This is a genomic window from Streptomyces achromogenes subsp. achromogenes (assembly GCF_000720835.1).
Taxonomy (GTDB): Bacteria; Actinomycetota; Actinomycetes; order Streptomycetales; family Streptomycetaceae; genus Streptomyces; species Streptomyces achromogenes.
The window spans coordinates 212,335-236,229 of record NZ_JODT01000019.1 but is presented as its reverse complement, the minus strand read 5'-3'; the positions used below and the strand labels follow the sequence as shown (position 1 = coordinate 236,229).

Here is a 23,895-nt window from a genome sequence, read left to right as displayed (position 1 = left end):
CCGGTGTGTCCGTCACGGGCCCCCGTCGTCCGGATAACGACGGGTGGCAGGCACCGTCACGCGCCCGCGGGCGCGCTCGGTACGGTGGCCGGTGTGGCACTCACCTCGGCGCAGCAGGACGGGCCGGAGCACAACCGGTCCGGGCAGGAACACCGCACCTCGACGACCGAACAGGGCCGCTTCTGCGTGGCCCGCTGCACCTGCGGCTGGCGCGGCCCCGCCCGCCGCGCCCGCAGCCAGGCCCGCACGGACGCGGAGACCCACGAGGCGGCCGGCTGACCGGCCTCAGCCCCGCCGTCCGCCGTGTTCCACCGGCCGGCCGAGCGCGTCCAGCAGTTCCCGGTCGCGGAACTGGGTCAGCCGGGTGCGGGCCGCGTCCGGGGTGAGCCACAGGATGCGGTCCACCTCGGTGTTCGGTGTGAAGTGGCCGGAAACCGCCTCGGCGGCCCAGTACCGCACCCGTTTGAAGCGGCCGTTGGCCGAATAGCAGACGGCCGGCAGCTCCGCGCCCGGCTCGGCGCTGTACCCGGTCTCCTCCGCGACCTCGCGCAGCGCCCCGGCGAGCGGGTCCTCGCCCCGCTTCAGCTTGCCCTTGGGGTGCGACCAGTCGTCGTACTTGGGCCGGTGGACCAGACAGATCTCCAGGGCGCCGGTGAGCGGCGAGCGGCGCCACAGGACGCAGCCGGCCGCCTGGACCACGGTGTCGCTCACGCCGTACTCCTTTCGGTTCAGGGCGCGACTCCTTCCGGTTCAGGGCGCGTTGACGGGCTGCTTCTGCCAGGCCTGCTGGAACGCGAACCGGGCCGCCTCCACCTCGTGCCGCTGGTCGGCGTGGAGCACGCCGAGGGCGTAGGCGGTGGCCGGGGTGATCCGGGGCGTACGGGCCGCCTGGGCCGCCGCGGCTGCCGCCTCCGAGGCGTCCCGGTGCCGGTTCAGCGCCTGCCCCGCCGTCAGCAGCCGTACGTCCAGCGGGGCGTCGCCGCCGTGCAGCACCTCCCGGGCGTACCGGTACAGCCGCAGCAGCAGCCGGACCTGGTGCCAGGGGCCGTCCTGGGGGTGCGGGGACGGCTCCGGGGACAGGCCGTGGACCAGCGCCTCCGCGTTGTAGGGGTGGCCGGCGGTGACCAGGGGCAGCGCGGTCACGGCGTCGTCGAGACGTTCCTCGGCGGCGGCGGCCAGCGGACCCAGCTCGGTGCCGGGCGCGGCCGGGGTGAGGGGGACCTCGCTGGCCAGCACGGCGACCTTGTCGGCCACCGCGTGGAAGCGGGAGGAGCCGAGGGCCTGGAGCGCCGTGGAGTGGGCCCTGGTCCGGGCCAGGGTGAGCTGGCGTTCCAGCAGCGCCCCGGCCTTGGCCGCGCCGACGGTGAGGGTGCCGCGTTCCGGCGCCGCCGTGGTGAACGCCGGCCCGCCGGGGCCCGCCGTCTTCCCGGGCAGGGCACGGCCGCCGACCGCCAGCGCGTCGACCGTCCGCACCGGCAGCGCGGTCACCCCGGACAACCGGTGCAGCGCCAGCAGCAGCCGCTCCAGGCGCGCCTGGTAGGCGTGCTCCAGGCCCAGCGTGCCGGACAGCCAGGCCAGTTCGGGACGGATCTCCTCGGACCAGTCGGGGTCGAGCAATGGGCGGAAGGTGTGCAGGCTGCCGCTGATGCGGCGGGCCGAGCGGCGCAGGGCGCGCGCCGCGTCGACGGACTCCTGCGGGCCGTCGCCCACCGCGCCCCCGCTCCCGCGCGGGGGCGCGCTTCCGCCGTTGCCGCCGGTCTCCCGGTGCAGGCGCAGGGCGCGGAGGAACTCCGTGGCCTGGGCGCGCAGGTACTGCGCGAGGGCGTCACCCGCCACCGCCTCGGCCGTGGGGTCCGTCTGGTCAAGGTGTTGCTGTGCCACGCCGGCGCCTCCGGGCGTCTATGAGCATCTCCTGGACGTTGCGCAGGGGCCCGCCGTCCCCGTCGGTCGCGTGCCGTGTCCACTCGCCGTCCGGGCCGAGGTGCCAGGAGGCGGTGGTGTCGGACATGCCGGTGTCCAGCAGCCGGTTGAGGGCTGCGCGGTGGCCGGGGTCGACGACCCGGACCAGGGCCTCGATCCGGCGGTCGAGATTGCGGTGCATCATGTCGGCGCTGCCGATCCACACCTCGGGTTCGCCGCCGTTGCCGAAGGCGAAGATCCGGGAGTGTTCCAGGAAGCGGCCGAGGATCGAGCGGACCCGGATGTTCTCCGACAGGCCGGTGACACCGGGGCGTATCGCGCAGATGCCGCGCACCCACACGTCCACCGGCACGCCCGCCTGGGACGCGCGGTAGAGGGCGTCGATGAGCGCCTCGTCCACGATCGAGTTGACCTTGATCCGGATGAAGGCCGGCCGGCCCGCGCGGTGGTGCTGGATCTCCTTGTGGACGCGGGAGACCAGGCCGTCACGCAGCTTCTTGGGCGCCACCAGCAGCCGACGGTAGGTCTCCCGGCGGGAGTAGCCGGACAGCCGGTTGAACAGGTCGGAGAGGTCCGCGCCGACCTGGGGGTCCGCGGTGAGCAGGCCGAGGTCCTCGTACAGGCGGGCCGTCTTCGGGTGGTAGTTGCCGGTGCCGACGTGGCTGTAGCGGCGCAGGGTCTCGCCCTCCTGGCGGACCACCAGGGACAGCTTGCAGTGGGTCTTTAGCCCGACCAGGCCGTAGACCACGTGACAGCCGGCCTCCTCCAGCTTGCGCGCCCACTTGATGTTGGCGTGCTCGTCGAAGCGGGCCTTGATCTCGACCAGGACGAGGACCTGCTTGCCGGACTCGGCGGCGTCGATGAGGGCGTCGACTATGGGGGAGTCGCCGGAGGTCCGGTACAGGGTCTGCTTGATCGCGAGGACGTCCGGGTCGGCGGCGGCCTGCTCCAGGAAGGCCTGCACGGAGGTGGAGAAGCTGTCGTAGGGGTGGTGCAGGAGCACGTCCCGGGTGCGCAGGGCGGCGAAGATGTCGGGCGGGGACGCCGACTCCACCTCGGCGAGGTCGCGGTGGGTGCCGGCGACGAACTTCCGGTACTTCAGCTCCGGCCGGTCCAGCGAGTGGATCCGGAACAGTCCGGTGAGGTCCAGCGGGCCGGGCAGCGGGTACACCTCGGCCTCGGAGATCTTCAGCTCGCGCACCAGCAGGTCCAGCACCTCGCGGTCGATGGACTCCTCGACCTCCAGGCGCACCGGCGGGCCGAAGCGGCGCCGCATGAGTTCCTTCTCCAGGGCCTGGAGGAGGTTCTCGGTGTCGTCCTCCTCGACCTCCAGGTCCTCGTTGCGGGTGATCCGGAAGGCGTGGTGTTCCAGGATCTCCATGCCCGGGAACAGCTCTTCCAGGTGGTTGGGGGCGGCGATGACGTCCTCGATGGGGACGTAGCGGCCCGGGGAGGCCTCCAGGAAGCGGGACAGCAGCGGGGGCACCTTCACCCGGGCGAAGTGCTTGTGGCCGCTGACCGGGTTGCGTACGACGACGGCCAGGTTCAGCGACAGGCCGGAGATGTACGGGAAGGGGTGCGCGGGGTCGACGGCCAGCGGGGTGAGGACGGGGAAGATCTGGTTCCGGAACAGCGTGAAGAGGCGGGCCTGCTCCTTCTCCGTCAGCTCCTGCCAGCGGACCAGGTGGATGCCCTCCTCGGCGAGCGCGGGGGCGACGTCCTCGTGGTAGCAGGCGGCGTGCCGGGCCATCAGCTCGCGGGAGCGGGCCCAGATCATCTCCAGCACCTCGCGCGGCTGGAGCCCGGAGGCGGACCGCGTCGCGACCCCGGTGGCGATGCGGCGCTTCAGTCCGGCCACCCGGACCATGAAGAACTCGTCCAGGTTGCTGGCGAAGATGGCGAGGAAGTTCGCGCGCTCCAGCAGCGGGGTGGCCGGGTCCTCGGCCAGCTCCAGGACCCGCTCGTTGAAGGCCAGCCAACTGCGCTCGCGGTCGAGGAAACGGCCCTGGGGCAGGGGGGCGCCGTCGGCCTGGGCCTCCTCGTACGCGTCTAGGTCCGCGTCGAGGTCGGGCGCCAGACCGGAGACGGTGGTGGACACGGCGCGCTGCCGGTGCGCGGCGAGGGAGCCCACGGGGGGCTGCGGCGTGTGCGGGGCCTCGGCCTGGGTCTCGTGCTGCCTCATGAACCCATTCTTCCCCGCCGCGGGCGACACGGGCGCGTCGGAACGCGCGGGCGGGAGCCGCACGGTTCCGCTGCCCGCGGCGGGTCCCTCGGAGGGCGGCGAAGGCTCTGGCACGACGGGTGTCATTGGCCGAGCGTCGCAAGCCAGGCTGAATCAATGGTTACGGCGACATGACGTGTGGGATAGCGGGGAGCGGCCCGGAGGGGGTGCGGCGGAGGTCGGGCGGCCGGTCCTGGGGCCGGTGGCTGTGCGCGCCGCCCGGTGCACCGAGCCGGCCCCGGTTCCGGCGCGTCTGCCCCGGTTACGGCGTGGCGGCCCCAGTCCCGGTGCGGTGGCCTCGATCCCGCGGCGTGGCGGCCTCGATCCCTGCCGCGGTGGCCCCGGTCCCTGCGCGTCCCGGTACGTCGGCCGGCGCGCCCCGGCGGACCCGCTCCGGCGCCCGTCTGCTCTGCTGGACGGCCCACGCGGGTGAGGGGCCGGAAACCGGCCGCGACCGCTGTGAACCGTTCGGCGGGCCCCGTCCGATGAGGAGATGTGAGCGAGACGAGAAGCGACGCGGAGCTGCTGCGGGCCATCGCGGCGGACCGCGACCGGCACGCCTTCGAGGAGCTGTTCCGGCGGTACGCGCCGTGGCTGACCGCACGGCTGCGCGGGCGCTGCGCGGATGCCGGCGTCGTGGACGACATCGTCCAGGAGACCTTCCTCGCGATCTGGCGGGGCAAGGCCCGCTACCGCGAGAAGGGCGAGGTGGCCGGCTGGCTGTGGCGCATCGGCTCCCGCCGGCTGGTGGACGCCCAGCGCGGCGACGGGGCGCGCGGCCGGCTGCGGCAGGCGCTGGCCCGGCTGCGCCACCGGGACGAGGTGTCCGCCGAGGACCGGGTGCTGGCCGGGGTGGAGCACGGGGACCTGGCAGGCGCGCTCGTCCGGCTCTCCCCGGAGCTGCGGGCGGTGCTCCAGGCGACGGTCATCGACGGGCTGACCACCCGGGAGGCGGCCGATCTGCTCGGGATTCCGCCCGGCACGGTCAAGACGCGGGCGATGCGGGCCCGGAAGCAACTGCGGGAGGCACTGGCATGAGGGAACGAGGACCGGCGGAGGTGTCGGCATGAGCTGGCACGTCGCCGAAGAAGACCTGCGGGCCTACGCGCGCGGGGAGCTCCAGCCGCCGCTGCTGTGGTCCGCCGACACGCACCTGGCCGGCTGCGCCGAGTGCCGGGCGGTACTGGCCTCGGCCTGGGAACCCGGGGCGCTGGAGACGGCCTGGGCGCGGCTGGACGCCGAACTGGACGCGCCCCGGCCCCGCCCGTTCGAGCGGCTGCTGCTGCGGCTCGGCGTGCCCGACCACACCGCGCGGCTGCTGGCCGCGACCCCGGTGCTGCGCCGCTCCTGGCTGACGGCCGTGGTGCTGGTGCTGGCGATGTCCGTGCTGACCGCGCGGGCGGGCCACTCGACCACCCTGTTCCTGGCGCTCACCCCGCTGCTGCCGCTCGCCGGGGTGGCCCTGTCGTACGGGCCGGTGGCCGACCCGACGTACGAGATGACGGTCGTCTCCCCGCTGCACGGCTTCCGCCTGCTGATGATCCGCACGGTCGCCGTGCTGACCGCCGCCCTCGCCCTGACCGGTCTGGCGGGCCTCGCCCTGCCGGGCTTCGGGCTGGGCGCGTTCGCCTGGCTGCTGCCCGCGCTCGCGCTCACCGCGACCGGTCTCGCCCTGACCCCCCGGCTCGGGCCGGTCGCCGCGCCCGCCCTGGCCGGCGGCGGCTGGGTCGTGCTGCTGCTCCTCGCCGAGGCGGCCCGGAACCCCGGCGACCACGCGCTCGCCCCGTTCACCGCCGCCGGGCAGGGCGTGGCCGCCGGAGTCGCCGCCCTCGCCGCCGGCCTGCTCTTCCTCACCCGGGACCGCTTCGACCAGTCCACCGGAGGCGTCCGATGACCCGCCCGTCCAGGTGCTCGTTGAATCTCCCGTCCCCCACCTCCCGCAGGAGCCCCGTATGACCACCACCGTCTCCGCCTCCGGACTCACCCTCCGCTTCGGCGGCACCCGCGCCCTGGACGACGTGTCGCTGCGGCTCGGCCGGGGCGTGACCGGACTGCTCGGGCCGAACGGCGCGGGCAAGACCACGCTGCTGCGGGTGCTGGCCACCGCCGTCCCGGCCGACCGGGGCGCCTTCACGGTGCTCGGGCACGACCCGGCGACCGCGCGGGGCCGTCAGGAACTGCGCCGGAACCTGGGCTACCTCCCGCAGACCCCCGGCTTCCACCCCGACTTCACGCCCTTCGAGTTCGTGGACTACGTCGCGATCCTCAAGGAGCTGACCGACCGCGCCGCCCGGCACCGGGAGGTGCGCCGCGTCCTCGCCGAGACCGACCTGGACGACGTGCGCGGCAGGCGCATCAAGAAGCTGTCCGGCGGCATGCGGCAGCGCGTCGCGCTGGCCGCCGCCCTCGTCGGCGACCCCGGCTTCCTGGTGCTGGACGAGCCGACCGTCGGCCTCGATCCCGAACAGCGCATGCGCTTCCGGGAAGTGATCGCCCGCGCCGGCGAGGACCGCACGGTGCTGCTGTCCACCCACCAGACCGAGGACGTGGCGATGCTCTGCAACCGGGTCCTGGTGATGGCGGGCGGCCGGATCCGGTTCGCCGGCACCCCGGCCGAGCTGACCGCGCGGGCCGCCGGCCGGGTGTGGAGCAGCAGCGGACGCGATCCGGGGGCGAAGGCGGGCTGGCGCACGGGTACGGGCGCCTTCCGCAACGTGGGCGATCCGCCCCCCGGCGCCGACCTGCTCGAACCCACCCTGGAGGACGGCTACCTGCTCACCCTCGACGGCGAGCTCGCGGAGGTGACCGCGTGACCGCGCCCGTACGGGAGAAGGAGGCGCAGGCCGCTTTGGCCGCGCCCGGCACCCCCAGGGCGGCCGTGCTCGCGCTCGCCCTGTTCGAGGCCCGCAGGCTGTTGCGGCGTCTGCCCGTCCTGCTCGCCCTCGTCGGCTACACGACCTGGCTGGTGTGGCACAACGTCCAGCCCTGGGACGAGTTCCCGGTGCTCCAGGACGCCGACCGCGCCACCCAGGGCGGCCCGCTGTTCGTCGCCCTCGCCGCGCTGCTGTGCGCCAATCAGGCCGTGCTGCGCTCGCGCCGCCGGGACACCGAGCGCCACTTCGAGGTGCTGGCACTGTCCCGGGGGCAGCGGACGGCCGCGCACGCGCTGTCCGTCGTGCCGCTCGCGCTGCTGGTCGCCGTCGGGGTGGTCGCCCAGTTCACCTGGGAGGCGGTCAAGCCCGGCGCGATCGGTCACGGTTCACCGGCCGAGCTGCTGGTCGGTCCGCTGACGGTGCTGCTGTTCGGGGCGCTCGGCGTGCTGCTCGCCCGGCTGGTGCCGTCGGCCGTCGCGGCACCGCTGCTGGTCGTGGTGTTCTTCCTGATGTTCGTCGGGGCCGCGTTCCCGTTCGCCGGGGAGACCGGGACCGCCTGGCTGGCCCCGGTGGTCGGCACGGCCAGCAAGTACCCGTTCCCGTCCGGCCTGCTGGGCCGCCCCGCCGCCTGGCACGCCCTCTACCTCGCCGGGCTCGCCCTGACGGCCGTGCTGCTCTCCGGCTCCCGTGGCCGGAGGGTCCAGGCGGCCGTCGCCGCCGCGCTGGCCGTGACCGTGCTGGGCGGCGCCGCGCAGACCCGCGACGTCCCGGAGGCGACGGCGGCGGCCCGGCAGCGGGCCTCGCTCACCCCGGAGAAGGAGCAGACGTGCCTGCGGCGGGGCACCTCGGAGTACTGCGCGTTCCCCGAGTGGGCGCCGCGCACCGCCGACTGGGAACGGGTCGTGCGCGGGGTGCAGTCGCTCGCCGGCGGGCCCGCGCAGGGGCAGCGGCTGCTGGTCCGGCAGCGCCTGGAGGCCCGCTACGGCCTGGACGTCGACTCGGCGCTCCCGCCGGCCACCACCCCGGGCCAGGTGACCGTGGGCACCGCCTGGGGCGGCAACCGGGTCCCGGAGTTCTCCACGGCCGTGGCCGCCGTGCTGGTCGCGGGCGACGAGAAGGCGGCGGCGGGGGTGTGCGACGGCCGGATGGTGACCGTCATGTGGCTGTCCCTCGCCTGGCAGGACGACCCCGAGGCACAGCTCAGGCACGTCCGGCTCGACGACAGCCTCAGCGGCGAGGCGATCGTCCTCTCCCCGACCGATCCGCTCACCATGACGGCCGGTCAGACCGAGGTCGTCCGCGCCCTGCTGGAGCGGCCGCTGCCCTCGGTCGTCGGCCGGGTCAAGGCGCACTGGGCGGAGCTGACCTCTCCGAAGATCACCACCGCCCGCGCCGCCGAACTGCTGGGTGTGCACGCCAAGGTGGGGCCGGACCGGTGCGAGGCGTGATCCGGGCGCTGGCCGTCCCGGTCTGGCGCACGCTGCCGTGGCGGACGCTGGGCGCGGCCGGGGCGGTCGGTCTGCTGATCCCCGGGCTGCCCCGGCTGTCCGGCGCCGAGCCGGCCGGCTGGGTCACGCTCCTGCTGCTGCGCGCCGCAGCCCTCGTCCTGGGGCTGGGCCTGGCCTTCCTGCTGGACGACCCCGCCCGGCCCGGCACCACACCGGTGCCGACCGGGCGGGCGGTGCGGACCGCGCTGCGGGTGGCGCTGGTGGCGCCGCTCGCAGCCGTGTGGTGGACGGCCGTCCTGCTGCTGGTGCCCGGCGCGCACCGCCCGCCGACGGGGGACGTCACCCTGGAGGCCGGGGCCGCCTGCGCGCTGGCCCTGGCCCTGGCCGGGCTCGCCGTGCGCCACTCGGAGGACCCGCACCCGGGCCGGCCGGCGGCCACGGCCCTGCTGGCCGCCGCCCTGTTCGCCCCGCTGCTGCTGCCGGACGACTGGCCCCTGTTCGTGCCCGCCGGGGACCCCCGCTGGGACACGGCCCACGACCACTGGGCCTGGCTGCTCGCGGCGGCGGGCACGATATGGCTGCTGACCCTCCACGAGCCGCTACGGCGCCTCTTCCGCCGCCGGTCGCCCAGGCCCCGGCGCTCCGGCTGACGCGCGCGGGCGCCCAGGCACCCCCGCCGAGGCGGTGCTCACGTCTCCGTGCGGTACATCAGGTCCGTCTCGTGGACGGTGAAGCCCAGCCGCTCGTACACCGTCACGGCCGCCGTGTTGTCGGCGTCGACGTAGAGCATGGCGGTCGGCAGCTGCTGGGCGGCCAGGTGGCGCAGCCCGATCGTGGTGAGGGCCTTGCCGAGGCCGCCGCCCTGCTCGCCGGGGCGCACCCCGAGGACGTAGACCTCGCCGAGGCCCTCCTCGGCGTGCGTCTTGGTCCAGTGGAAGCCGATCAGCTCCCCGCGCCGCTCGGCGAGGAAGAACCCGGCCGGGTCGAACCACGGTTCGGCCTTGCGGTCGTCCAGGTCCCGCTGGGTCAGCGAGCCCTGCTCCGGGTGGTGGGCGAAGGCGGCGGCGTTCACCGCGAGCCAGGCCGCGTCGTCCTTGCCGGGCACGAAGGTGCGCACGCTCACGCCCTCCGCCAGCACCGGCTCGGGCAGCTCCAGGTCGGTCAACGGCCGCCGCATCTGGCGCAGTTCCCGGAACAGCGTCAGGCCCAGCACCTGGGCGAGGTGCCGGGCGGCGGGGTGTCCGCCGTGCGCCCACACCCGCAGCCGCTTGCCGGAGGCGGCGAGCAGGGCCGAGCCGAGCGCCCGCCCGTGTCCGTGCCCGCGCTGCCCGGGGTGCACGACCAGTTCGGCGGCCGGCGGCTCCACCGGGTCGGTGTCCTCCAGCTGGGCGTAGCCGGCGAGTTCGTCGCCGACCGTCAGCAGCAGATGCGAGACGCCCTCGCGGGAGCCGCCGCGCAGGTGCAGCCGGCCCTGCTCGGACACCGGCTGCTGCCCGTCGACCCGGGCGGCCTCGCCGAGCAGGCGCAGCACGGCCTCGCCCTGGTCCGGGGTGAGCGCGGAGTAGGTCTCGATGGAGCGGGCGGGAAAGCCCCGTACGGTGTCGTCGCTGCTCATGCGTACGAGAGTACGGGGCGCCCGGGGCGAAGTCCCGGCATACCGCCGCGGGAGGCGCCGGTTCGGGCATCCGGGAACGGAGATCAGGATGTGACCTGAACCCTCTGTCGCGCTACGCGCGTTGACTTTAGGCTGCGCCGAGCACCACAGCCGACCCACAGGGGGGTTCCATGCCATCCGTACCCCGGCGCACCGGACGCCGTACCTACGCCTTCCTCGCGTCCGCGGCCGGTCTGGCCACGGCGGGGGCGCTGGTCGCCGCGCTCCCGGCGGACGCGCACGAGAACCACCACCCCCATCGTCCGGGCCGCTACCAGGACGTCCAGCTGCTGTCGTTCAACGACCTGCACGGCAACCTGGAGCCGCCGTCCGGTTCCTCCGGCCGGGTCACGGAACTCCAGCCGGACGGCACGACGAAGACGATCGACGCGGGCGGGGTGGAGTACCTCGCGACGCACCTGCGGAACGCCCGCGAGGGCCACCCGTACTCGGTGACGGCGGCCGGCGGCGACCTGGTCGGTGCCTCCCCGCTGCTGTCGGGCCTGTTCCACGACGAGCCCACCGTCGAGGCGCTGAACAAGCTGGACCTGGACGTCACCTCGGTCGGCAACCACGAGTTCGACGAGGGCGCGCGGGAACTGGCCCGCCTCCAGAACGGCGGCTGCCACCCGAAGGACGGCTGCTACACGGACCAGGAGTTCCAGGGCGCGGACTTCCCGTACCTGGCGGCGAACGTCCAGGACGACAAGACCGGCAAGCCGGTCCTGAAGCCCTACTGGGTGTGGAAGAAGAACGGCGTCAAGATCGGTTTCATCGGGGTCACGCTGGAGGGCACCCCGGGCGTCGTCTCCGCCGAGGGTGTCAAGGGTCTGACCTTCAAGGACGAGACCGAGACCATCAACAAGTACGCCAAGGTGCTCCAGCGCCAGGGCGTGCAGTCCATCGTGGCCCTGGTCCACGAGGGCGGTTACCCGGCCTCCGGCTCCTACAACTACGACTGCGACTCCCCGGGCGCGGGCGACGGCATCTCCGGCCCCATCGTGGACATCGCCAAGCACGTGACCCCGGCGGTCGACGCGCTGGTCACCGGCCACACGCACCAGGCGTACGTCTGCACGGTCCCGGACCCGTCGGGCCGGCCCCGCATGGTCACCTCGGCGTCCTCCTTCGGCCGCCTGTACACCGACACCACACTGACGTACGACCGCCGTACGGGCGACATCGTGCGGACTGCGGTGAACTCGGCCAACCACGTGGTCACCCGGGACGTGCCCAAGGCGCGGGACCTCACCGACCTGATCGGCAAGTGGAACACCCTGGCCGCGCCGATCGGCAACCGCCCCATCGGCTACATCTCCGGCGACATCGGCAACACCGGCACCGAGTCCCCGATGGGCGACCTGGTCGCCGACGCGCAGCTCGCCTACGGGCGTGAGCTGGACCCGAAGACCAGCCTGGCGCTGATGAACCCCGGCGGCGTCCGGGCGGGCCTCACCTACGCGGCCAAGGGCGCGGAGGGCGACGGCGTGGTCACCTACGCCGAGGGCTTCACCGTCCAGCCGTTCTCCAACACGGTCAACCTCGTGGACCTCACCGGCGCGCAGCTGATCCAGGCCCTCAAGGAGCAGGTCAGCGGCTCCAACGAGGCGGCCCCGCGCATCCTCCAGCCCTCGGCCGGCCTCACCTACACCCTGGACCTCACCAAGTCCGGCGCGGACCGCGTGGTCACCGACACCATCCGCCTGAACGGCGCGCCCATCGACCCGGCGGCCACCTACCGCGTCGCGATGAACGCCTTCCTCGCGGGCGGCGGCGACGGCTTCACGAGCCTGGGCCAGGGCAAGAACCCCCTGGTCGGCACGGACGACCTGGCGGCCCTGGTGAAGTACCTGACGGCGAACTCGTCGGCGTCCTCCCCGCTCGCGCCTCCGGCGACGAACCGGATCACGGTCATCAAGTAGGTCCGTGTGTGCCGGTCCTCTGACCTTGTCCACAGCTGTGGACAAGGTCAGAGGGCGACCAGATCGATCACGTTGATCACCACGTGCCGGTTCGACACGATGTAGGTGATGAAGCCGCCGGTGAACGCGGCGGACCAGCTGTTGTCGCGGTTACTGGCCGCGGGCGGGCCGAACGGGTTGAGGACGAGCCGCTTCTCCAGGCTCTCCAGGGACGCCCGCTGAGACCCCGGAAGCGCGGCTTTGCGCCAGGCCGCGCGCTCCACGTACCTGATCGAGTACGCGCTCACCCGCGCCTGCCCGTGTCGACGGGGTGGTTGTCGGCGTCGTAGGCGTTGCCGTCCGCGTCGTAGAAGACCATGCCCTCCGTGTCGCCCTCCGCCATGCGCTTGATGGTCTGCTCCACCTCGTCGAGGTACCCGGGAGTGGCGCAGGCGCAGGCGAACGGGAACCACTTGTCGATCACCGCGTCGAGCCCCGGCTGGTCGAACTCCGCCGCCGCGCTCAGCCAGTCCCGCTCGAAGGCCTTGAGCCAGTCGGGGCGCCGCTGCAGAGCCGCACGGATCGCGTCCGGGGTCCTCTCGCAGGAGTTCGGATCCACCTCGTGGGCCATGATCGCGCTCTCTTCTCCGGCTGGGCTGTGGGGGTGCCTGGGAGTCCACGGTAGACCGTGACGGGGGTACGGGGCCGGTCGTACGCGGGCCGTCAGCAGTCGTACGCGGGGATGCGGGCGCCCCTGCTGTGGGCGATGCGGAGGACCTCCTCCAGGGACTCGCCGGCCCGCGTCAGCGCGAAGCGTACGGCGCGTTCGCCCGCCGCCCGGTCCGCGAGCACGGCCCTCGCCCCGGCCAGCACCTGCTCACCCGACCGCAACTGCGCCGCCTCCACGTCGTCCGCGAGCCGGGACAGGCGGCTGCCGTCGTGGTCCGCACTCAAGTAGCAGGGCTTTCCGTCGGGGCTCGTCCAGGGCAGTAGGCGCAACTCGGCCATGAGAAGTCTCCGTTGTGGGGTGGTGACGATTACGATTCGTGCCTCGATCGTCACGGACGGCGAGTACGCTGCGGAAGAGGTGTCGTGTTGTCCGTGAGCAGGGACAACAGGGAGGGGTGACGTGGGCGAAACCGTTGACCCGGGGCCGGTGTCCGGGCGGGCCATCCTCGGCCAGACCCTGAAAGTACTGCGCGAGAAGGCCGGCAAGTCCCTGGGCCAGCTGGCCGAGGACACCGGCTACGACAAGAGCTACCTGAGCCGCCTGGAGTCCGGCGAGCGGCTGTCCAAGGTGACGGTCATGGAGGACCTGGACAGCTACTACGGCACGGGTTCCCTGCTGGTCGGCCATTGGAGGGCGGCTCGACTGGATGCCTTCATGGACGAGTTCAAGCGGTTCATGGAGCTTGAGGCAACGGCGCGGATCATGTGGAAGTTCGCTCTGGGTGTGCCTGGGCTTCTACAGACCGAGGACTTCGCCAGGGAGGTGTTGTCCGGGCTTCAGACAACGCCCGACACCGACTGGGTAGAGGAGCAGGTCGCGGCTCGCATCGGACGTCAGTACTTGCTGCAACACAAGCCGGAACCCAATGTGCGCATCGTCATGGACGAGTTCGCGTTCCGGCGTCCTGCTGCCTTGCCGAAGACTTGGGAGGAGCAACTACTCCGGATAGAGACCGTTGCCCTGTGGCCCAACGTAACGCTCCAAGTGCTGCCCTTCCGTGTGGGAGTGCACCACCACATGCAGGGTTCATTGACGCTGCTGTGGCAGAAGGACGGCAGCGGCGTTGCCTACACGGAGGGCACTACGCGAGGTGAGTTGATCGAGGATCCAGACGGCGTTCTGCTGCATCGGTTGTCCTACGATCGGCTGCGGGACTTGGCGCTTTCCCCGTCAGACTCGCTTGCGTTCATCAGGGACCTACTGAAGGAGCACAGATCATGAGGCACACCCCCGATCTCAGCGTGGTCACGTGGCGCAAGTCGAGCTACAGCGCGGGGGGAGACAACAACTGTGTTGAGGTTGCCGACGGCTACCCGGGTGTTGTCCCGGTCCGCGACAGCAAGGTCCCCGCAGGCAGCGCGCTGATCTTCGGCACCGCGTCCTGGTCGGCGTTCGTAGACGGCGTGAAGGAGTCCCTGTGACCCCCGACCTGTCCACCGCCACGTGGCGCAAGTCGAGCTACAGCGAAGGGGGAGCCAACGACTGTGTCGAGGTTGCCGACGGATACCCCCATCTCGTCCCCGTCCGCGACAGCAAAACCCCCGCCTCCCGGCCCTTGGTTCTCTCGGCCGCTTCCTGGGCCGGGTTCGTGGACGGGATCAAGCGGGGGAGGGGCGTGCACACGTTCGGGTGATGTGGGGCGGAAGCCCTGCGTGTCGGGTCGTGTGTCCCCGCATGGTTGGTCCCCCGGTCGAATGGACGACCGGGGTACGAACGACTCATGTGGAAGATGCGAGGCGGCTATGGTCGTAGTCACGGCATGTAGAAGGAGGACAGCGAGCATGAGTGCCCACGCTGCGGAGCCTGGTTCTGTCGTCCCCCCTATGCCCGAGCGGACGCCGAAGGCGCTGCGCCAGGCCATCGCCGAGCACACCCCCGAGCTGCTTCCTGACTTTGACGCGCATTGGAAGCGTGCCATCGCCGACACGTTTGACGTCGGCCCTGTCCCGGCCTTCATGGCCCTCTGGTGGGGCGAGTACGCCCTGGCCCGGGATCCCGAGCTGGACGCACACGTGCAGGATCTTGAGCTGCGGGCCTCAGAGGCCACCGACAATGCTGAGGCGAAGGCGCTCCTCGAAGAGGCGTCGAGGATCCGTCACCGGGTGCAGCAGTTGGAGCCCGGGGAGTGACCGACGGTTTCATGGGGCCGCCGTGGCAGATGGACTGGCGGCTCGATGCTCTTGCTGTGCTCGAAGCACTACCCGCGCATGCACGGGACATGGTCTATGCCGTGCGCGCCGAACTGGTCACGGTGAAAGATCCGTACTTCCGAGGTGTCGAAGCGGATGCCGACCTCCCCGACGGCATGTGGGTCGTCCCGATCCGGTCCAGTCAGCCGCACGGTGCCCGCCTCTTCTTCTTCGATGACGGCAATGGCTGGTTGAAGTACACCTTCGTCCGACGTTCCGAAGATCCCCAGATCACCGTGGAACAGCTCTTCTGGCAGGGATTCAAGCAGGACGAGGCACCACCGGTAGAGGAGTGAGAGCCCCCGTCAGCCGCCCCCGTAACCGAGGCGGCTGACGGAGTGCGCCCGCCTCAGGACGCCGAAGGAGTCCAGTCGCCCAGCCAGTCGCCGATCTCCTGGGTGGAGGCCTGGGTGTCGGTCAGTTGGGGGCGGTCCGTGCCGGCCGAGCCCGCGCCCGCGCCGGTGTTCTTGTATTCCGCGAAGCGGTCGTCCTTCCAGGAGAAGCCGCTCATGTCGGTCCAGGGGGTTGTCTTGATCGCGGCGCTCAACGACGTGTTGCGGACCGTGGTCTGCGGGTCCAGCGTGGCGTCGCCGCCGGCGTGCCAGGGGCGGCCCAGGTAGAAGGTGCGGTCGGAGACGTCCCCGGACACCGTGGAGTTGGCGATCAGGATGCCCTTGCGGTTCGCGGCCGTGGACGGGGCCGTCACGTAACCCGCCGATGTGCCGTTCCACCGCTTCTTCAGGGTGATGACCGACTTGTCGATGACCGCCGTGGCCCGGCCGAAGATGAAGTCGACATTGCCGATCACGTACGAGTTGGTCATGTAGACCCGGCCGAGGCGGTCCTTCGACGCCGTGTCCAGGAGCAGGGTGTCCTGGTCGCCGGACACGATCACCCCGTCGAGGAAGACCTTGTCGGAGGCCGTGCGGAGCGCTACCGCCTGCTGGGCGATGTCCTGGTGGGCCGCCTCGTCGAAGTCGTTCGTGATGCTGAGGTTGCGGGCCTGGAAGTCGTCGGCCTCCACGGCCACGGTCGCGCTGCCGCCGGTGCCGTACGTGCCCGAGCCGTCGGGCTTCGGTGTGCCGGACGCGTTGTTGTAGACGATCACCGTGTCCTTGCGGCTGGCGCCCGTGCCCTGGATCGTGACGTGCGGCTTGTTCGACGGGACCTTCACCGTCTCGCGGTACGTGCCGGGCTTGACGGCGATGACCACCCGGGAGGCGTTGTTCGCGGGGACCGCGTTCACCGCCGCCTGGACGGTCGTGTACTGGCCCGAGCCGTCCTTGGCGACGGTCAGCGTGGTCGCCGCCGCCTTGGCCGTCGTCGTGGTCGTACCCAGGGAACTACGCGGCCCGGCGCCCGACTTCACGACCGACGGCACGTCCGCGGCCTTGTCCGGCGTGTACGCGTAGTAGCTCCTCGGGTCCCACGACCCGCCCGTACCCCCGCTCTCGTTGCGGCCGCTCGTGCCCGAGAAGACATTGCCGCGCTGGACGAGGGTGGCCGTCGTGTCCCTGATCACCGGGTTGGTCAGGCCCTGGAAGTACGAGTTCTCCAGCAGCATGTTCGTCTTGCCGCGCGCGTAATTGCCGTAGGACGACGTGATCGCCGTACCCGGCTCGTCCACCAGGTAGTTGTTGTACAGGTGGGCGTGGGCCACGTTGTCCGTGGACGGGTTGCGCTGCTCGGTCTCGCGGATCCAGTTGTGGTGGATCGTGATGTCCGCCGTGGTGTTCTCGGTCCAGCCGATGCCGAACGCCTTGTTCTCCTGGCCGAGCCGGTTCCAGGACACGGTCAGGTACGTGGTGTCCTTGCGGCTGTCGATCAGCCCGTCCGCCATGTGCCGGATGTCGTTGTGGTCGATCCAGACGTGGTGGGCGCCGTCCATCTGGATGCCGTCGTAGTCGTGCTCCTTGTCGTTCCATACGCCCTGGTACGCGTCCCGGATGGTCAGATTCCGGATGATCACGTTGTGGACGCCCTGGCCGAGGAAGAAGCCGCCGCCGACGATCTGGCCCGAGGTACCGGAGCCGATGATGGTCTTGTCCGACTGGACCTTGATCTCCTTGCCGACCGGGTCCATCGTGATCGCGGCGGCCACGACGATGATGTACGGCTTGTCGGCGGTGGCGTACTTCTCCAGGTCCGCCAGGGTCTTCACGGTGACGATCTCGCCGCCGCGCCCGCCGTACGTGCCGTTCTGCCCGAGCGCGTTCACCGAGGCGAACCCGTCGGCGGCCTGCGTGGCCCATGCCGGGACGGCGGTCGCGGCCGACGCGTGCGACGAGGCGCCGGGACCGAGCAGGCCGTAGCCGAGTCCGCCCGCCGCCGCGAGCGCGAGCGGCAGCCCGACCGCGAACGCGGCGCGGCTACGGCGGTGACGGGGAGTGCGAGTGCTCATGAGCGACTCCAGGTGTGTCCGTGTGGGGTGCTGAACCGGAGTCGCCGCAGGGCGCGGAAAGGTTGCCGGGCGGTCAGCCGGCGATGTGCAGGCCGAAGCCCGTGCGCCCCGGCAGCTCCAGGCCCTCGCGCAGCCGCATCGACGGCATCTCGTAGTCGCCGTGGTTCTGGCGGCGGTACGGGATCGGGTCGGTGTCCTCCAGGGTCAGCAGCCGCTTCTTCCACTGCTCGGCCGCGTCCGCGAACACCTCGGGCGCCATCCGTACCGTCCGGTGCAGGACGAACGGCGGCAGCACGTCCATGCCGGGGTGGTAGAGGATGCCGTGCTGGATCGGGAACAGCACGTCCTCCATGGGGCCGTTGATGCCCCGGTCGGAGTACTGCGACTCGGGGCCGCCGACCGTCACCGACAGCATCGCGCGCCTGCCCTTGAGGGTGCCGTCGCCGAAGCGGTCGCCGTACCGGACCTCGTTGTGCTCGCCGACCCCGTACGCGAAGCCGTAGGTGAACACCCGGTCCACCCAGCCCTTGAGGATCGCCGGCATCGAGTACCACCACAGCGGGAACTGGAGGATCACGGTGTCCGCCCACAGCAGCTTCTCCTGCTCGGCCCGGATGTCGGCGGACAGCGCGCCGGACTCGAAGGCGCGGCCGGAGTCGTGGACCACGTCCAGCGGGCTGGAGGCGGCGCCGCCGAAGTCGTCCGCGCCGACCTCGGACTTCCAGCCCATCGCGTACAGGTCGCTGACCCGCACCTCGTGCCCCGCACCGGTCAGCGTCTCCACCGCGATGTCGGTGAGCGCGCCGTTCAGCGACCGCCGCTCGGGGTGGGCGTGCACGATGAAGACCTTCATGACTGCTCCTGCTCCTTGAGACCTTGAGTCGGGATGCCCCCGATCCTTGCGGGATCCGGCGGCGCGATTCAGGGGCGCCTCCTCCGTCGGACCGGACTTCCTGGTACTGGCGGGGCCACCCAGGCGGGCGATCGGGCGCGGATACTGGAGTGATGGACGATCTGGCCGATTTCCTCCGCACCCGGCGGGCCCGGGTCAGCCCCGAGAGCGTGGGCATCCGGCCCGACTCCCGCCGCCGTGTGAGCGGGCTGCGGCGCGAGGAGGTCGCGCACCTGTCGGGGGTGAGCGTCGACTACTACGTCCGGCTGGAGCAGGGGCGGGCGCGGCAGCCCTCGGTGCAGGTGCTGGACGCGCTCGCCCGGGTCCTCGGCCTGGACGACGTGGAGCGCGAGCACCTGCACCGGCTCGCCCGGCGGGTGGTGGGCGAGCCCCGGCGGGCCACCTCGGCACGGCCGCGCCCCGAGCTGCTGCGGGTCCTGGAGCTGATCACCGACGCCCCCGCGTTCCTCATCGACCACCGGCTGACCGTGCTGGCCGCGAACCGCCTCGGCGACATGATCTACAGCCGGCCGGCGGAGGGCCTGAACATCGCCCGGCACCTCTTCCTGACCGAGGAGGGGCGGAAGCTGTTCGCCGACTGGGAGAACTGCACCCTCGACGTCGTCGGCCATCTGCGGCTGGCGGCCGGCCGCTGCCCCGGCGACCGGGAGCTGGCCGCCCTCATCGGCGAACTCGCCATGCACAGCGAACGCTTCCGGCAGCTGTGGGCGCGCGCCGACGTCCGCACCCGCACCCACGGCCGCAAGGCGTACCACCATCCGGCGGTCGGCTACCTGGAACTGCACCAGGAGAACTTCGGCCTCCCCGACGTCACCGGCGCGGAGCTGATCATCCAGTCGGCCGCCCCCGGCACCGCCGCCCACGACAACCTGCGGCTCCTGGCCAGCCTCGGCGCGAGTGGCCAGGGAGCCCAGGGTGCCCCGGTCACCGGCCTGACCGAACAGGCGGCGGACGGGGCCTGACTCAGCCGGCCGCCGTCCGCGGGGCCTCCGGCGGCGGGGTCGGGGCGCCCGGCAGACGGACCGTGGCGACCGTGCCGCCGCCCTCGGCGCGGGCCAGGGTGACCTGGCCGCCCGCCTGCTGGACCGTACGGGCCACGATGGACAGGCCGAGCCCCGAGCCGGGCAGGGCGCGGGCGCCGGGGGAGCGCCAGAACCGGTCGAAGACGTGCGGGAGTTCCTGCTCGGGGATGCCCGGACCGTGGTCGCGGACGGTCAGCGCGCCCTCGTGCAGCGCCACCTCGACCGTGCCGCCCTCGGGGCTGAACTTCACCGCGTTGTCCAGGATGTTGACCACGGCCCGCTCCAGCGCGGACGGCTCCGCCCGTACGTACCAGGGGTCCAGGTCGGCGGTGATCGTCAGCTCCGGGCCGCGCAGCCGGGCCCGGCGCAGCGCCGCCTCCACGGTGTCCCGGAAGGAGACGACCTGCACCCGCTCGCCGCGCTGCCCTTCCGAGCGGGACAGCTCCTGGAGGTCGCCGATCAGCGCGGCCAGCTCCGTCATCTGCGCCTTCACCGAGGCGAGCAGCGCCTTGCGGTCCTCGGGCGGCAGCGGCCGGCCCGTCTCCTCGCTGCGGGTCAGCAGCTCGATGTTGGTGCGCAACGACGTCAGGGGCGTACGGAGCTCGTGGCCGGCGTCGGCGATCAGCTGCTGCTGGAGGTCCCGGGAGCTGGCCAGCGAGGCGGTCATCGAGTTGAACGACCGGGACAGCCGGGCCACCTCGTCCTCGCTGTCCTCCTCCACCGGGATGCGCACGCTCAGGTCCTCGGTCCGCGCCACGTGCTCCACGGCCTCCGTGAGCCGGTCCACCGGCCGCAGCCCGACCCGCGCCACCGCGAGCCCCGCCGCGCCGGCGCCGAGGACCCCGATGGCCGACACCAGCAGCAGGATCAGCGCGAGGTCGTTGAGGTTCTGCTGGGTGCTCTTCAGCGGCGCGGCGATGAGCACGCCCACGTTGGGCCCGCGCTCACCGGTCGACGACGCGGTGGCCAGCAGCGGCCGGGTGAGCACCCGTACGTCGTTGCCCTCGCTGTCGGTGCCGTTGCGGAAGTAGAGCGTGCCCACGTCCAGGTTGCGGATCTCCGACTTGTCGGCCGACGTGACGTTGATCTTCACCGAGGCGCCCCCGAACAGACAGACCTTGCCGTCCTCCGTGACCACCTGGGAGTACCGGTCCCGGAACGGGTTGTCGGAGGGCGGGGTGTCCGTGCAGCGGGCGAGCGCCAGCAGCACCTGGTCGGGCTGCGTGGTGTTCTTCAGCGACTTGCGCAGATCGTCGTCCACCTGGTCGTACAGCTTGCGTTCCACGATGAACCAGCAGGTCATCGACACCGCGGCCACCGCGAACGCCACCGCCGCCGCGACCAGCATCGCCAGCCGGGCCCGGATCGGCAGCGCCCGGTACCGGCGCAGCAGACGTTTCACTCGGCGCCGCCCTGCCTGAGGACGTAGCCCACGCCCCGCACCGTGTGCACCAGGCGCGGCTCGCCGCCCGCCTCGGTCTTGCGGCGCAGGTACATCACGTACACGTCCAGCGAGTTGGAGGACGGCTCGAAGTCGAAGCCCCACACCGCCTTCAGGATCTGCTCCCGGGTGAGCACCTGGCGCGGATGGGCCATGAACATCTCCAGCAGGGTGAACTCGGTGCGGGTCAGCTCCACCGGCCGCTCGCCCCGGGTCACCTCCCGGGTGGCCAGGTTCATCCGCAGGTCGGCGAAGGTGAGCGCCTCGTCCTGGCGGGCCTCGGCGGACACGCCCGCCGCGTAGGAGCTGCGGCGCAGCAGCGCCCGGATCCGGGCGAACAGCTCGTCCAGCTCGAACGGCTTGACCAAGTAGTCGTCGGCGCCCGCGTCCAGGCCGGTCACCCGGTCGCCGACCGTGTCGCGGGCGGTGAGCATCAGGATCGGGGTGGTGTCCCCCGCGCCCCGGATGCGGCGGGCCGCCGTCAGGCCGTCCATGCGGGGCATCTGGATGTCCAGCACGACCAGGTCCGGCCGGTAGGCGCCCGCCTTCTCCAGGGCGTCGGCCCCGTCGACGGCGACCTCGGTGTCGTACCCCTCGAAGGCGAGGCTGCGCTGGAGGGCCTCGCGCACGGCCGGTTCGTCGTCGACGATCAGGATGCGCTGGGGGTCACGGTCGCCTTCGGCGGGGCTCATCGCTCGCGGTTCCTCGGGGTGCGGTGGGACGGTTGCGGACGTCTCTCAGCGTGCCACGGGTCGCGGGCCGGTGAGGGACGCGCGGGCCGGTCAGGCCCGGACCGTGCTCAGCCGGTGCAGCGGAACCTTGCGGCGGTGCCGGCGGACGGCGGAGGTGCGCAGGCCCATCAGCTGCGGGACCGGGGTCGCGGCCCGCGTCGCTAGCTCGGGGGCGCGGGGCGCCGGAACGGGGACATGCAGCTCGGACACGATGGACAGGGCCAGGGTGAGGCCGGCGGGGCCGCGTTCGGCCATGTGGTGCGGAACGTGCTTGATCATGACCTGCTCCTTGCTGACTCGTGCGCCGGCTGGGCGCGTGAGTGGTCTAGCTGGTGCCGCCCGACCGCAGGGCGGTCAGGTCGGACTTGACGGTGTTGACCGGGATGGCGAAGCCGAGGCCGATGCTGCCCGCGTCCGAGGACGAGGACGCCTGCGAACCGGAGGAGTACATCGCGGAGTTGATGCCGATGACCCGGCCGCTCGCGTCGAACAGGGCACCACCGGAGTTGCCGGGGTTCAGGGACGCGTCGGTCTGGATCGCCTTGTAGGTGGTGGTGGACGAGCCGGTGTCGCCGTTGAACTCACGGCCGCCGAACCGGAACGGCCACTGGCTGTCGCCGCCCCGGTCCTGGCCCTGGTTCTCGTCGGTGGAGACGGTGACGTCCCGGTTCAGGGCGGAGACGATGCCGCTGGTCACCGTGCCGGTCAGGCCCTCGGGGGAGCCGATGGCCACGACCGGGTCGCCGACCCGCACGGCGTCGGAGTCGCCGAGCGCCGCCGCCTTCAGGCCCTTGGCGTCCCGCAGCTTGATCAGTGCGAGGTCCTTGGAGCTGTCGGTGCCGAGCACCTCGGCGGTGTAGCTCTTGCCGTCGCTGGTGCGCACCTTCACCGAGGAGGCGCCGGAGACGACGTGGTTGTTGGTGACGATCTCGCCGTCCGAGCTGACGATCACGCCGGAGCCGGTGGAGGAGCCGCCCGCGAGGGTCGCGTTGATCTCGACCACGCTCGGACCGACCGCGGCGGCGATCGCGGCGACGTCACCGCGCTTGCCGGTCGGTACCGCGGGGGCGCCGACGGCGGTGGTGGCGTCCTTGCCGGCCAGCTCCTGCACGGTGTAGGCCGTGCCGCCGCCGACCGCCGCCGCCACGATCGCGACGGCCGCGAGCAGGGCCACCGGTCCGCGCCCGCGCTTCGTCCCCGGCTCGGGCGGCGTTCCCGGCCGGTACGGCGGCGGGGGCGGCCACTCGGGGGAGGCGGGGGAGGAAGGGTACGGCTGCTCGTAAGTGCCCTGGCTCTCGGTCATGACAAAAGAGTCCCCCGCGACCATGAGAGCTTCCTGAGTGCACGCTGAGAAGCCCGGCAGAACCGTGTTTGCCCGATATAAAGACGGGGACCGGCCCAGCGGAGACGGGGCCCGCGGCGGGCTACACGCACCCGCAGCTCGTCCGCACCACCAGCCGCGACGGGAACGTCTTCAGCCGCTCCCGGCGCGAGCCCGCCACCCGCAGCCCGTCGTCCAGCACCAGGTCGACCGCCGCCCGGGCCATCGCCGACCGGTCGGAGGCCACCGTGGTCAGCGGCGGGTCGGCGAGCGCGGCCTCCTTGATGTCGTCGAACCCGGCCACCCCCAGCTCCCGGGGCACGTCGATGCGCAGCTCGCGCGCGGCCCGCAGCAGGCCGATCGCCTGGTCGTCGGTGGAGCAGAAGATCGCCGGGGGCCGCCGGGGCCCGGCGAGGATGTCCAGGGCGACGCGGTAGGCGTCGTAGCGGTTGTACGGCGCCTCGAACAGCCGGCCCTCGGTGGGCAGCCCGGCCTCCGCCATGGCCCGCTTCCAGCCCTCGACGTGGTCGGAGACCGGGTCGCCGACGGCCGGCGTCTGGGCCGTACCGCCCATGCAGGCCACGTACTCGTAGCCGTGCTCCAGCAGATGGCGCACCGCGAGCTGGGCGCCGCCGAGGTCGTCCGTCACCACGGCCACGTCGTCGATGGCCTCCGGCCGCTCGTGCAGCAGCACCACCCGGGCGTCCCAGGCGTCGATCTCGGCGGCGGCCAGGTCGTTCAGCGCGTGGGAGACGAGGATCAGGCCCGAGACGCGCATCCCGAGGAAGGCGCGCAGATAGTGGACCTCGCGCTCGCCGATGTAGTCGGTGTTGCCGACCAGCACCATCTTCCCGCGCTCGGACGCGGCCTGTTCCACCGCGTGCGCCATCTCGCCGAAGAACGGCTGACGGGCGTCCGGGATGATCAGCCCTATGAGGTCGGTGCGCCGGGACGCCATGGCCTGCGCCACCCGGTCGGGCCGGTACCCCAGTTCCTTGATCGCGGCGAGGACGCGCTCGCGCGTGGCCGGGGCGACCGGCCGGGGTCCGTTGTTGATGACATAACTGACGACGGCGGTGGAGGTCCCAGCCAGCCGTGCCACGTCATCCCGAGTCACCTTGGCCACGCGC

At 72.4% G+C, this 23,895-nt stretch carries 27 protein-coding genes; 13 read left to right on the top strand and 14 right to left on the bottom strand.

The window, feature by feature from the left end:
• Window positions 1–93: 93 nt before the first annotated feature.
• Window positions 94–279, top strand: coding sequence for a hypothetical protein (locus IH25_RS37665; protein WP_037655333.1), 186 nt, complete (start codon window positions 94–96; stop codon window positions 277–279).
• Between the two features lie 6 nt (window positions 280–285).
• Here the strand turns inward: IH25_RS37665 and IH25_RS0121040 are convergent, their stop codons facing one another.
• The 3 genes from IH25_RS0121040 to IH25_RS0121030 are packed head-to-tail and all read right to left on the bottom strand — an operon-like array spanning window position 286 to window position 4,228.
• The gene (locus IH25_RS0121040; protein ID WP_030612556.1) at window positions 286–711 is read right to left on the bottom strand and encodes an NUDIX hydrolase; all 426 of its coding nucleotides are present in this window, start codon (window positions 709–711) and stop codon (window positions 286–288) included.
• 39 nt (window positions 712–750) lie between these two features.
• Window positions 751–1,881 (bottom strand): CHAD domain-containing protein, encoded by a 1,131-nt coding sequence (locus tag IH25_RS0121035; RefSeq protein ID WP_030612551.1) that lies wholly within the window; start codon window positions 1,879–1,881, stop codon window positions 751–753.
• A complete protein-coding gene (locus IH25_RS0121030) occupies window positions 1,862–4,228 on the bottom strand; it encodes an RNA degradosome polyphosphate kinase (RefSeq protein WP_107058429.1) in 2,367 nt (788 codons plus the stop codon). The genes IH25_RS0121035 and IH25_RS0121030 overlap by 20 nt, the downstream gene beginning before the upstream one ends.
• Window positions 4,229–4,636: 408 nt before the next feature.
• Here IH25_RS0121030 and IH25_RS0121025 point away from each other — a divergent pair, with 408 nt between their 5' ends.
• From IH25_RS0121025 to IH25_RS0121005, 5 genes are read left to right on the top strand one after another with little or no spacing between them, the layout of a single operon-like run.
• Window positions 4,637–5,179: an RNA polymerase sigma factor gene (locus IH25_RS0121025; protein WP_030612545.1), complete on the top strand. Its 543-nt coding sequence runs from the start codon at window positions 4,637–4,639 to the stop codon at window positions 5,177–5,179.
• A 28-nt stretch (window positions 5,180–5,207) separates the two neighbouring features.
• Window positions 5,208–6,035, top strand: a complete 828-nt coding sequence (locus IH25_RS0121020; RefSeq protein ID WP_030612542.1) for a cupin domain-containing protein — start codon at window positions 5,208–5,210, stop codon at window positions 6,033–6,035.
• A 58-nt stretch (window positions 6,036–6,093) separates the two neighbouring features.
• Window positions 6,094–6,954 (top strand): ABC transporter ATP-binding protein, encoded by an 861-nt coding sequence (locus IH25_RS0121015; protein ID WP_030612539.1) that lies wholly within the window; start codon window positions 6,094–6,096, stop codon window positions 6,952–6,954.
• Window positions 6,951–8,462, top strand: a complete 1,512-nt coding sequence (locus tag IH25_RS0121010) for an ABC transporter permease (protein ID WP_078844342.1) — start codon at window positions 6,951–6,953, stop codon at window positions 8,460–8,462. Before IH25_RS0121015 ends, IH25_RS0121010 begins: the two co-directional genes overlap by 4 nt.
• On the top strand, window positions 8,450–9,112 hold the full coding sequence (locus IH25_RS0121005; protein ID WP_030612532.1) for a hypothetical protein: 663 nt from the start codon (window positions 8,450–8,452) through the stop codon (window positions 9,110–9,112). Before IH25_RS0121010 ends, IH25_RS0121005 begins: the two co-directional genes overlap by 13 nt.
• Window positions 9,113–9,150: 38 nt before the next feature.
• Here the strand turns inward: IH25_RS0121005 and mshD are convergent, their stop codons facing one another.
• Window positions 9,151–10,077: a mycothiol synthase gene (gene mshD / locus IH25_RS0121000; protein ID WP_030612527.1), complete on the bottom strand. Its 927-nt coding sequence runs from the start codon at window positions 10,075–10,077 to the stop codon at window positions 9,151–9,153.
• Window positions 10,078–10,247: 170 nt separating this feature from the next.
• On the opposite strand from mshD, the gene IH25_RS0120995 reads away from it, so the two are divergent.
• On the top strand, window positions 10,248–12,038 hold the full coding sequence (locus IH25_RS0120995) for a bifunctional metallophosphatase/5'-nucleotidase (protein WP_030612525.1): 1,791 nt from the start codon (window positions 10,248–10,250) through the stop codon (window positions 12,036–12,038).
• Between the two features lie 47 nt (window positions 12,039–12,085).
• Here IH25_RS0120995 and IH25_RS0120990 read toward each other — a convergent pair whose 3' ends face one another.
• The 3 genes from IH25_RS0120990 to IH25_RS0120980 all read right to left on the bottom strand — a co-directional run bounded on the left by IH25_RS0120990 (window position 12,086) and on the right by IH25_RS0120980 (window position 13,025).
• Window positions 12,086–12,325, bottom strand: a complete 240-nt coding sequence (locus IH25_RS0120990; RefSeq protein WP_030612521.1) for a hypothetical protein — start codon at window positions 12,323–12,325, stop codon at window positions 12,086–12,088.
• Complete coding sequence (locus IH25_RS0120985; protein WP_030612518.1) at window positions 12,322–12,648, bottom strand: DUF6247 family protein; 327 nt, start codon at window positions 12,646–12,648, stop codon at window positions 12,322–12,324. The genes IH25_RS0120990 and IH25_RS0120985 overlap by 4 nt, the downstream gene beginning before the upstream one ends.
• 92 nt (window positions 12,649–12,740) lie before the next feature.
• Window positions 12,741–13,025 (bottom strand): hypothetical protein, encoded by a 285-nt coding sequence (locus IH25_RS0120980; protein ID WP_030612515.1) that lies wholly within the window; start codon window positions 13,023–13,025, stop codon window positions 12,741–12,743.
• A 121-nt stretch (window positions 13,026–13,146) separates the two neighbouring features.
• Here IH25_RS0120980 and IH25_RS0120975 point away from each other — a divergent pair, with 121 nt between their 5' ends.
• The 5 genes from IH25_RS0120975 (at window position 13,147) to IH25_RS0120955 (ending at window position 15,232) form a co-directional block, all read left to right on the top strand.
• The gene (locus IH25_RS0120975) at window positions 13,147–13,968 is read left to right on the top strand and encodes a helix-turn-helix domain-containing protein (RefSeq protein ID WP_030612512.1); all 822 of its coding nucleotides are present in this window, start codon (window positions 13,147–13,149) and stop codon (window positions 13,966–13,968) included.
• The gene (locus tag IH25_RS0120970) at window positions 13,965–14,168 is read left to right on the top strand and encodes a DUF397 domain-containing protein (protein WP_030612510.1); all 204 of its coding nucleotides are present in this window, start codon (window positions 13,965–13,967) and stop codon (window positions 14,166–14,168) included. Before IH25_RS0120975 ends, IH25_RS0120970 begins: the two co-directional genes overlap by 4 nt.
• Window positions 14,165–14,380: a DUF397 domain-containing protein gene (locus IH25_RS0120965; RefSeq protein ID WP_030612508.1), complete on the top strand. Its 216-nt coding sequence runs from the start codon at window positions 14,165–14,167 to the stop codon at window positions 14,378–14,380. The genes IH25_RS0120970 and IH25_RS0120965 overlap by 4 nt, the downstream gene beginning before the upstream one ends.
• 190 nt (window positions 14,381–14,570) lie before the next feature.
• Entirely contained in the window at window positions 14,571–14,876 is a 306-nt protein-coding gene (locus tag IH25_RS0120960; protein ID WP_245172846.1) for a DUF6247 family protein, read from the top strand.
• A complete protein-coding gene (locus IH25_RS0120955; protein WP_030612502.1) occupies window positions 14,873–15,232 on the top strand; it encodes a hypothetical protein in 360 nt (119 codons plus the stop codon). The genes IH25_RS0120960 and IH25_RS0120955 overlap by 4 nt, the downstream gene beginning before the upstream one ends.
• A 53-nt stretch (window positions 15,233–15,285) precedes the next feature.
• On the opposite strand, the gene IH25_RS0120950 is transcribed toward IH25_RS0120955, so the two are convergent.
• A complete protein-coding gene (locus tag IH25_RS0120950) occupies window positions 15,286–17,337 on the bottom strand; it encodes a pectinesterase family protein (RefSeq protein ID WP_030612499.1) in 2,052 nt (683 codons plus the stop codon).
• A 73-nt stretch (window positions 17,338–17,410) separates the two neighbouring features.
• Window positions 17,411–18,190: an NAD(P)H-dependent oxidoreductase gene (locus IH25_RS0120945; RefSeq protein WP_030612497.1), complete on the bottom strand. Its 780-nt coding sequence runs from the start codon at window positions 18,188–18,190 to the stop codon at window positions 17,411–17,413.
• Between the two features lie 152 nt (window positions 18,191–18,342).
• Here IH25_RS0120945 and IH25_RS0120940 point away from each other — a divergent pair, with 152 nt between their 5' ends.
• Window positions 18,343–19,212 carry a helix-turn-helix transcriptional regulator gene (locus tag IH25_RS0120940; protein ID WP_030612494.1) on the top strand — a complete coding sequence of 290 codons (870 nt, stop codon included), beginning with the start codon at window positions 18,343–18,345 and terminating at the stop codon, window positions 19,210–19,212.
• A gap of 1 nt (window position 19,213) precedes the next feature.
• Here the strand turns inward: IH25_RS0120940 and IH25_RS0120935 are convergent, their stop codons facing one another.
• The 5 genes from IH25_RS0120935 to IH25_RS0120915 all read right to left on the bottom strand — a co-directional run bounded on the left by IH25_RS0120935 (window position 19,214) and on the right by IH25_RS0120915 (window position 23,891).
• Entirely contained in the window at window positions 19,214–20,674 is a 1,461-nt protein-coding gene (locus IH25_RS0120935; RefSeq protein WP_030612490.1) for a HAMP domain-containing sensor histidine kinase, read from the bottom strand.
• Window positions 20,671–21,405, bottom strand: coding sequence for a response regulator transcription factor (locus tag IH25_RS0120930; protein ID WP_030612487.1), 735 nt, complete (start codon window positions 21,403–21,405; stop codon window positions 20,671–20,673). The genes IH25_RS0120935 and IH25_RS0120930 overlap by 4 nt, the downstream gene beginning before the upstream one ends.
• Window positions 21,406–21,495: 90 nt before the next feature.
• Entirely contained in the window at window positions 21,496–21,723 is a 228-nt protein-coding gene (locus tag IH25_RS0120925; RefSeq protein WP_030612476.1) for a hypothetical protein, read from the bottom strand.
• Between the two features lie 46 nt (window positions 21,724–21,769).
• Complete coding sequence (locus IH25_RS0120920) at window positions 21,770–22,747, bottom strand: S1C family serine protease (RefSeq protein ID WP_030612473.1); 978 nt, start codon at window positions 22,745–22,747, stop codon at window positions 21,770–21,772.
• Between the two features lie 121 nt (window positions 22,748–22,868).
• Window positions 22,869–23,891: a LacI family DNA-binding transcriptional regulator gene (locus IH25_RS0120915; protein ID WP_030612470.1), complete on the bottom strand. Its 1,023-nt coding sequence runs from the start codon at window positions 23,889–23,891 to the stop codon at window positions 22,869–22,871.
• Between the last annotated feature and the right edge of the window lie 4 nt (window positions 23,892–23,895).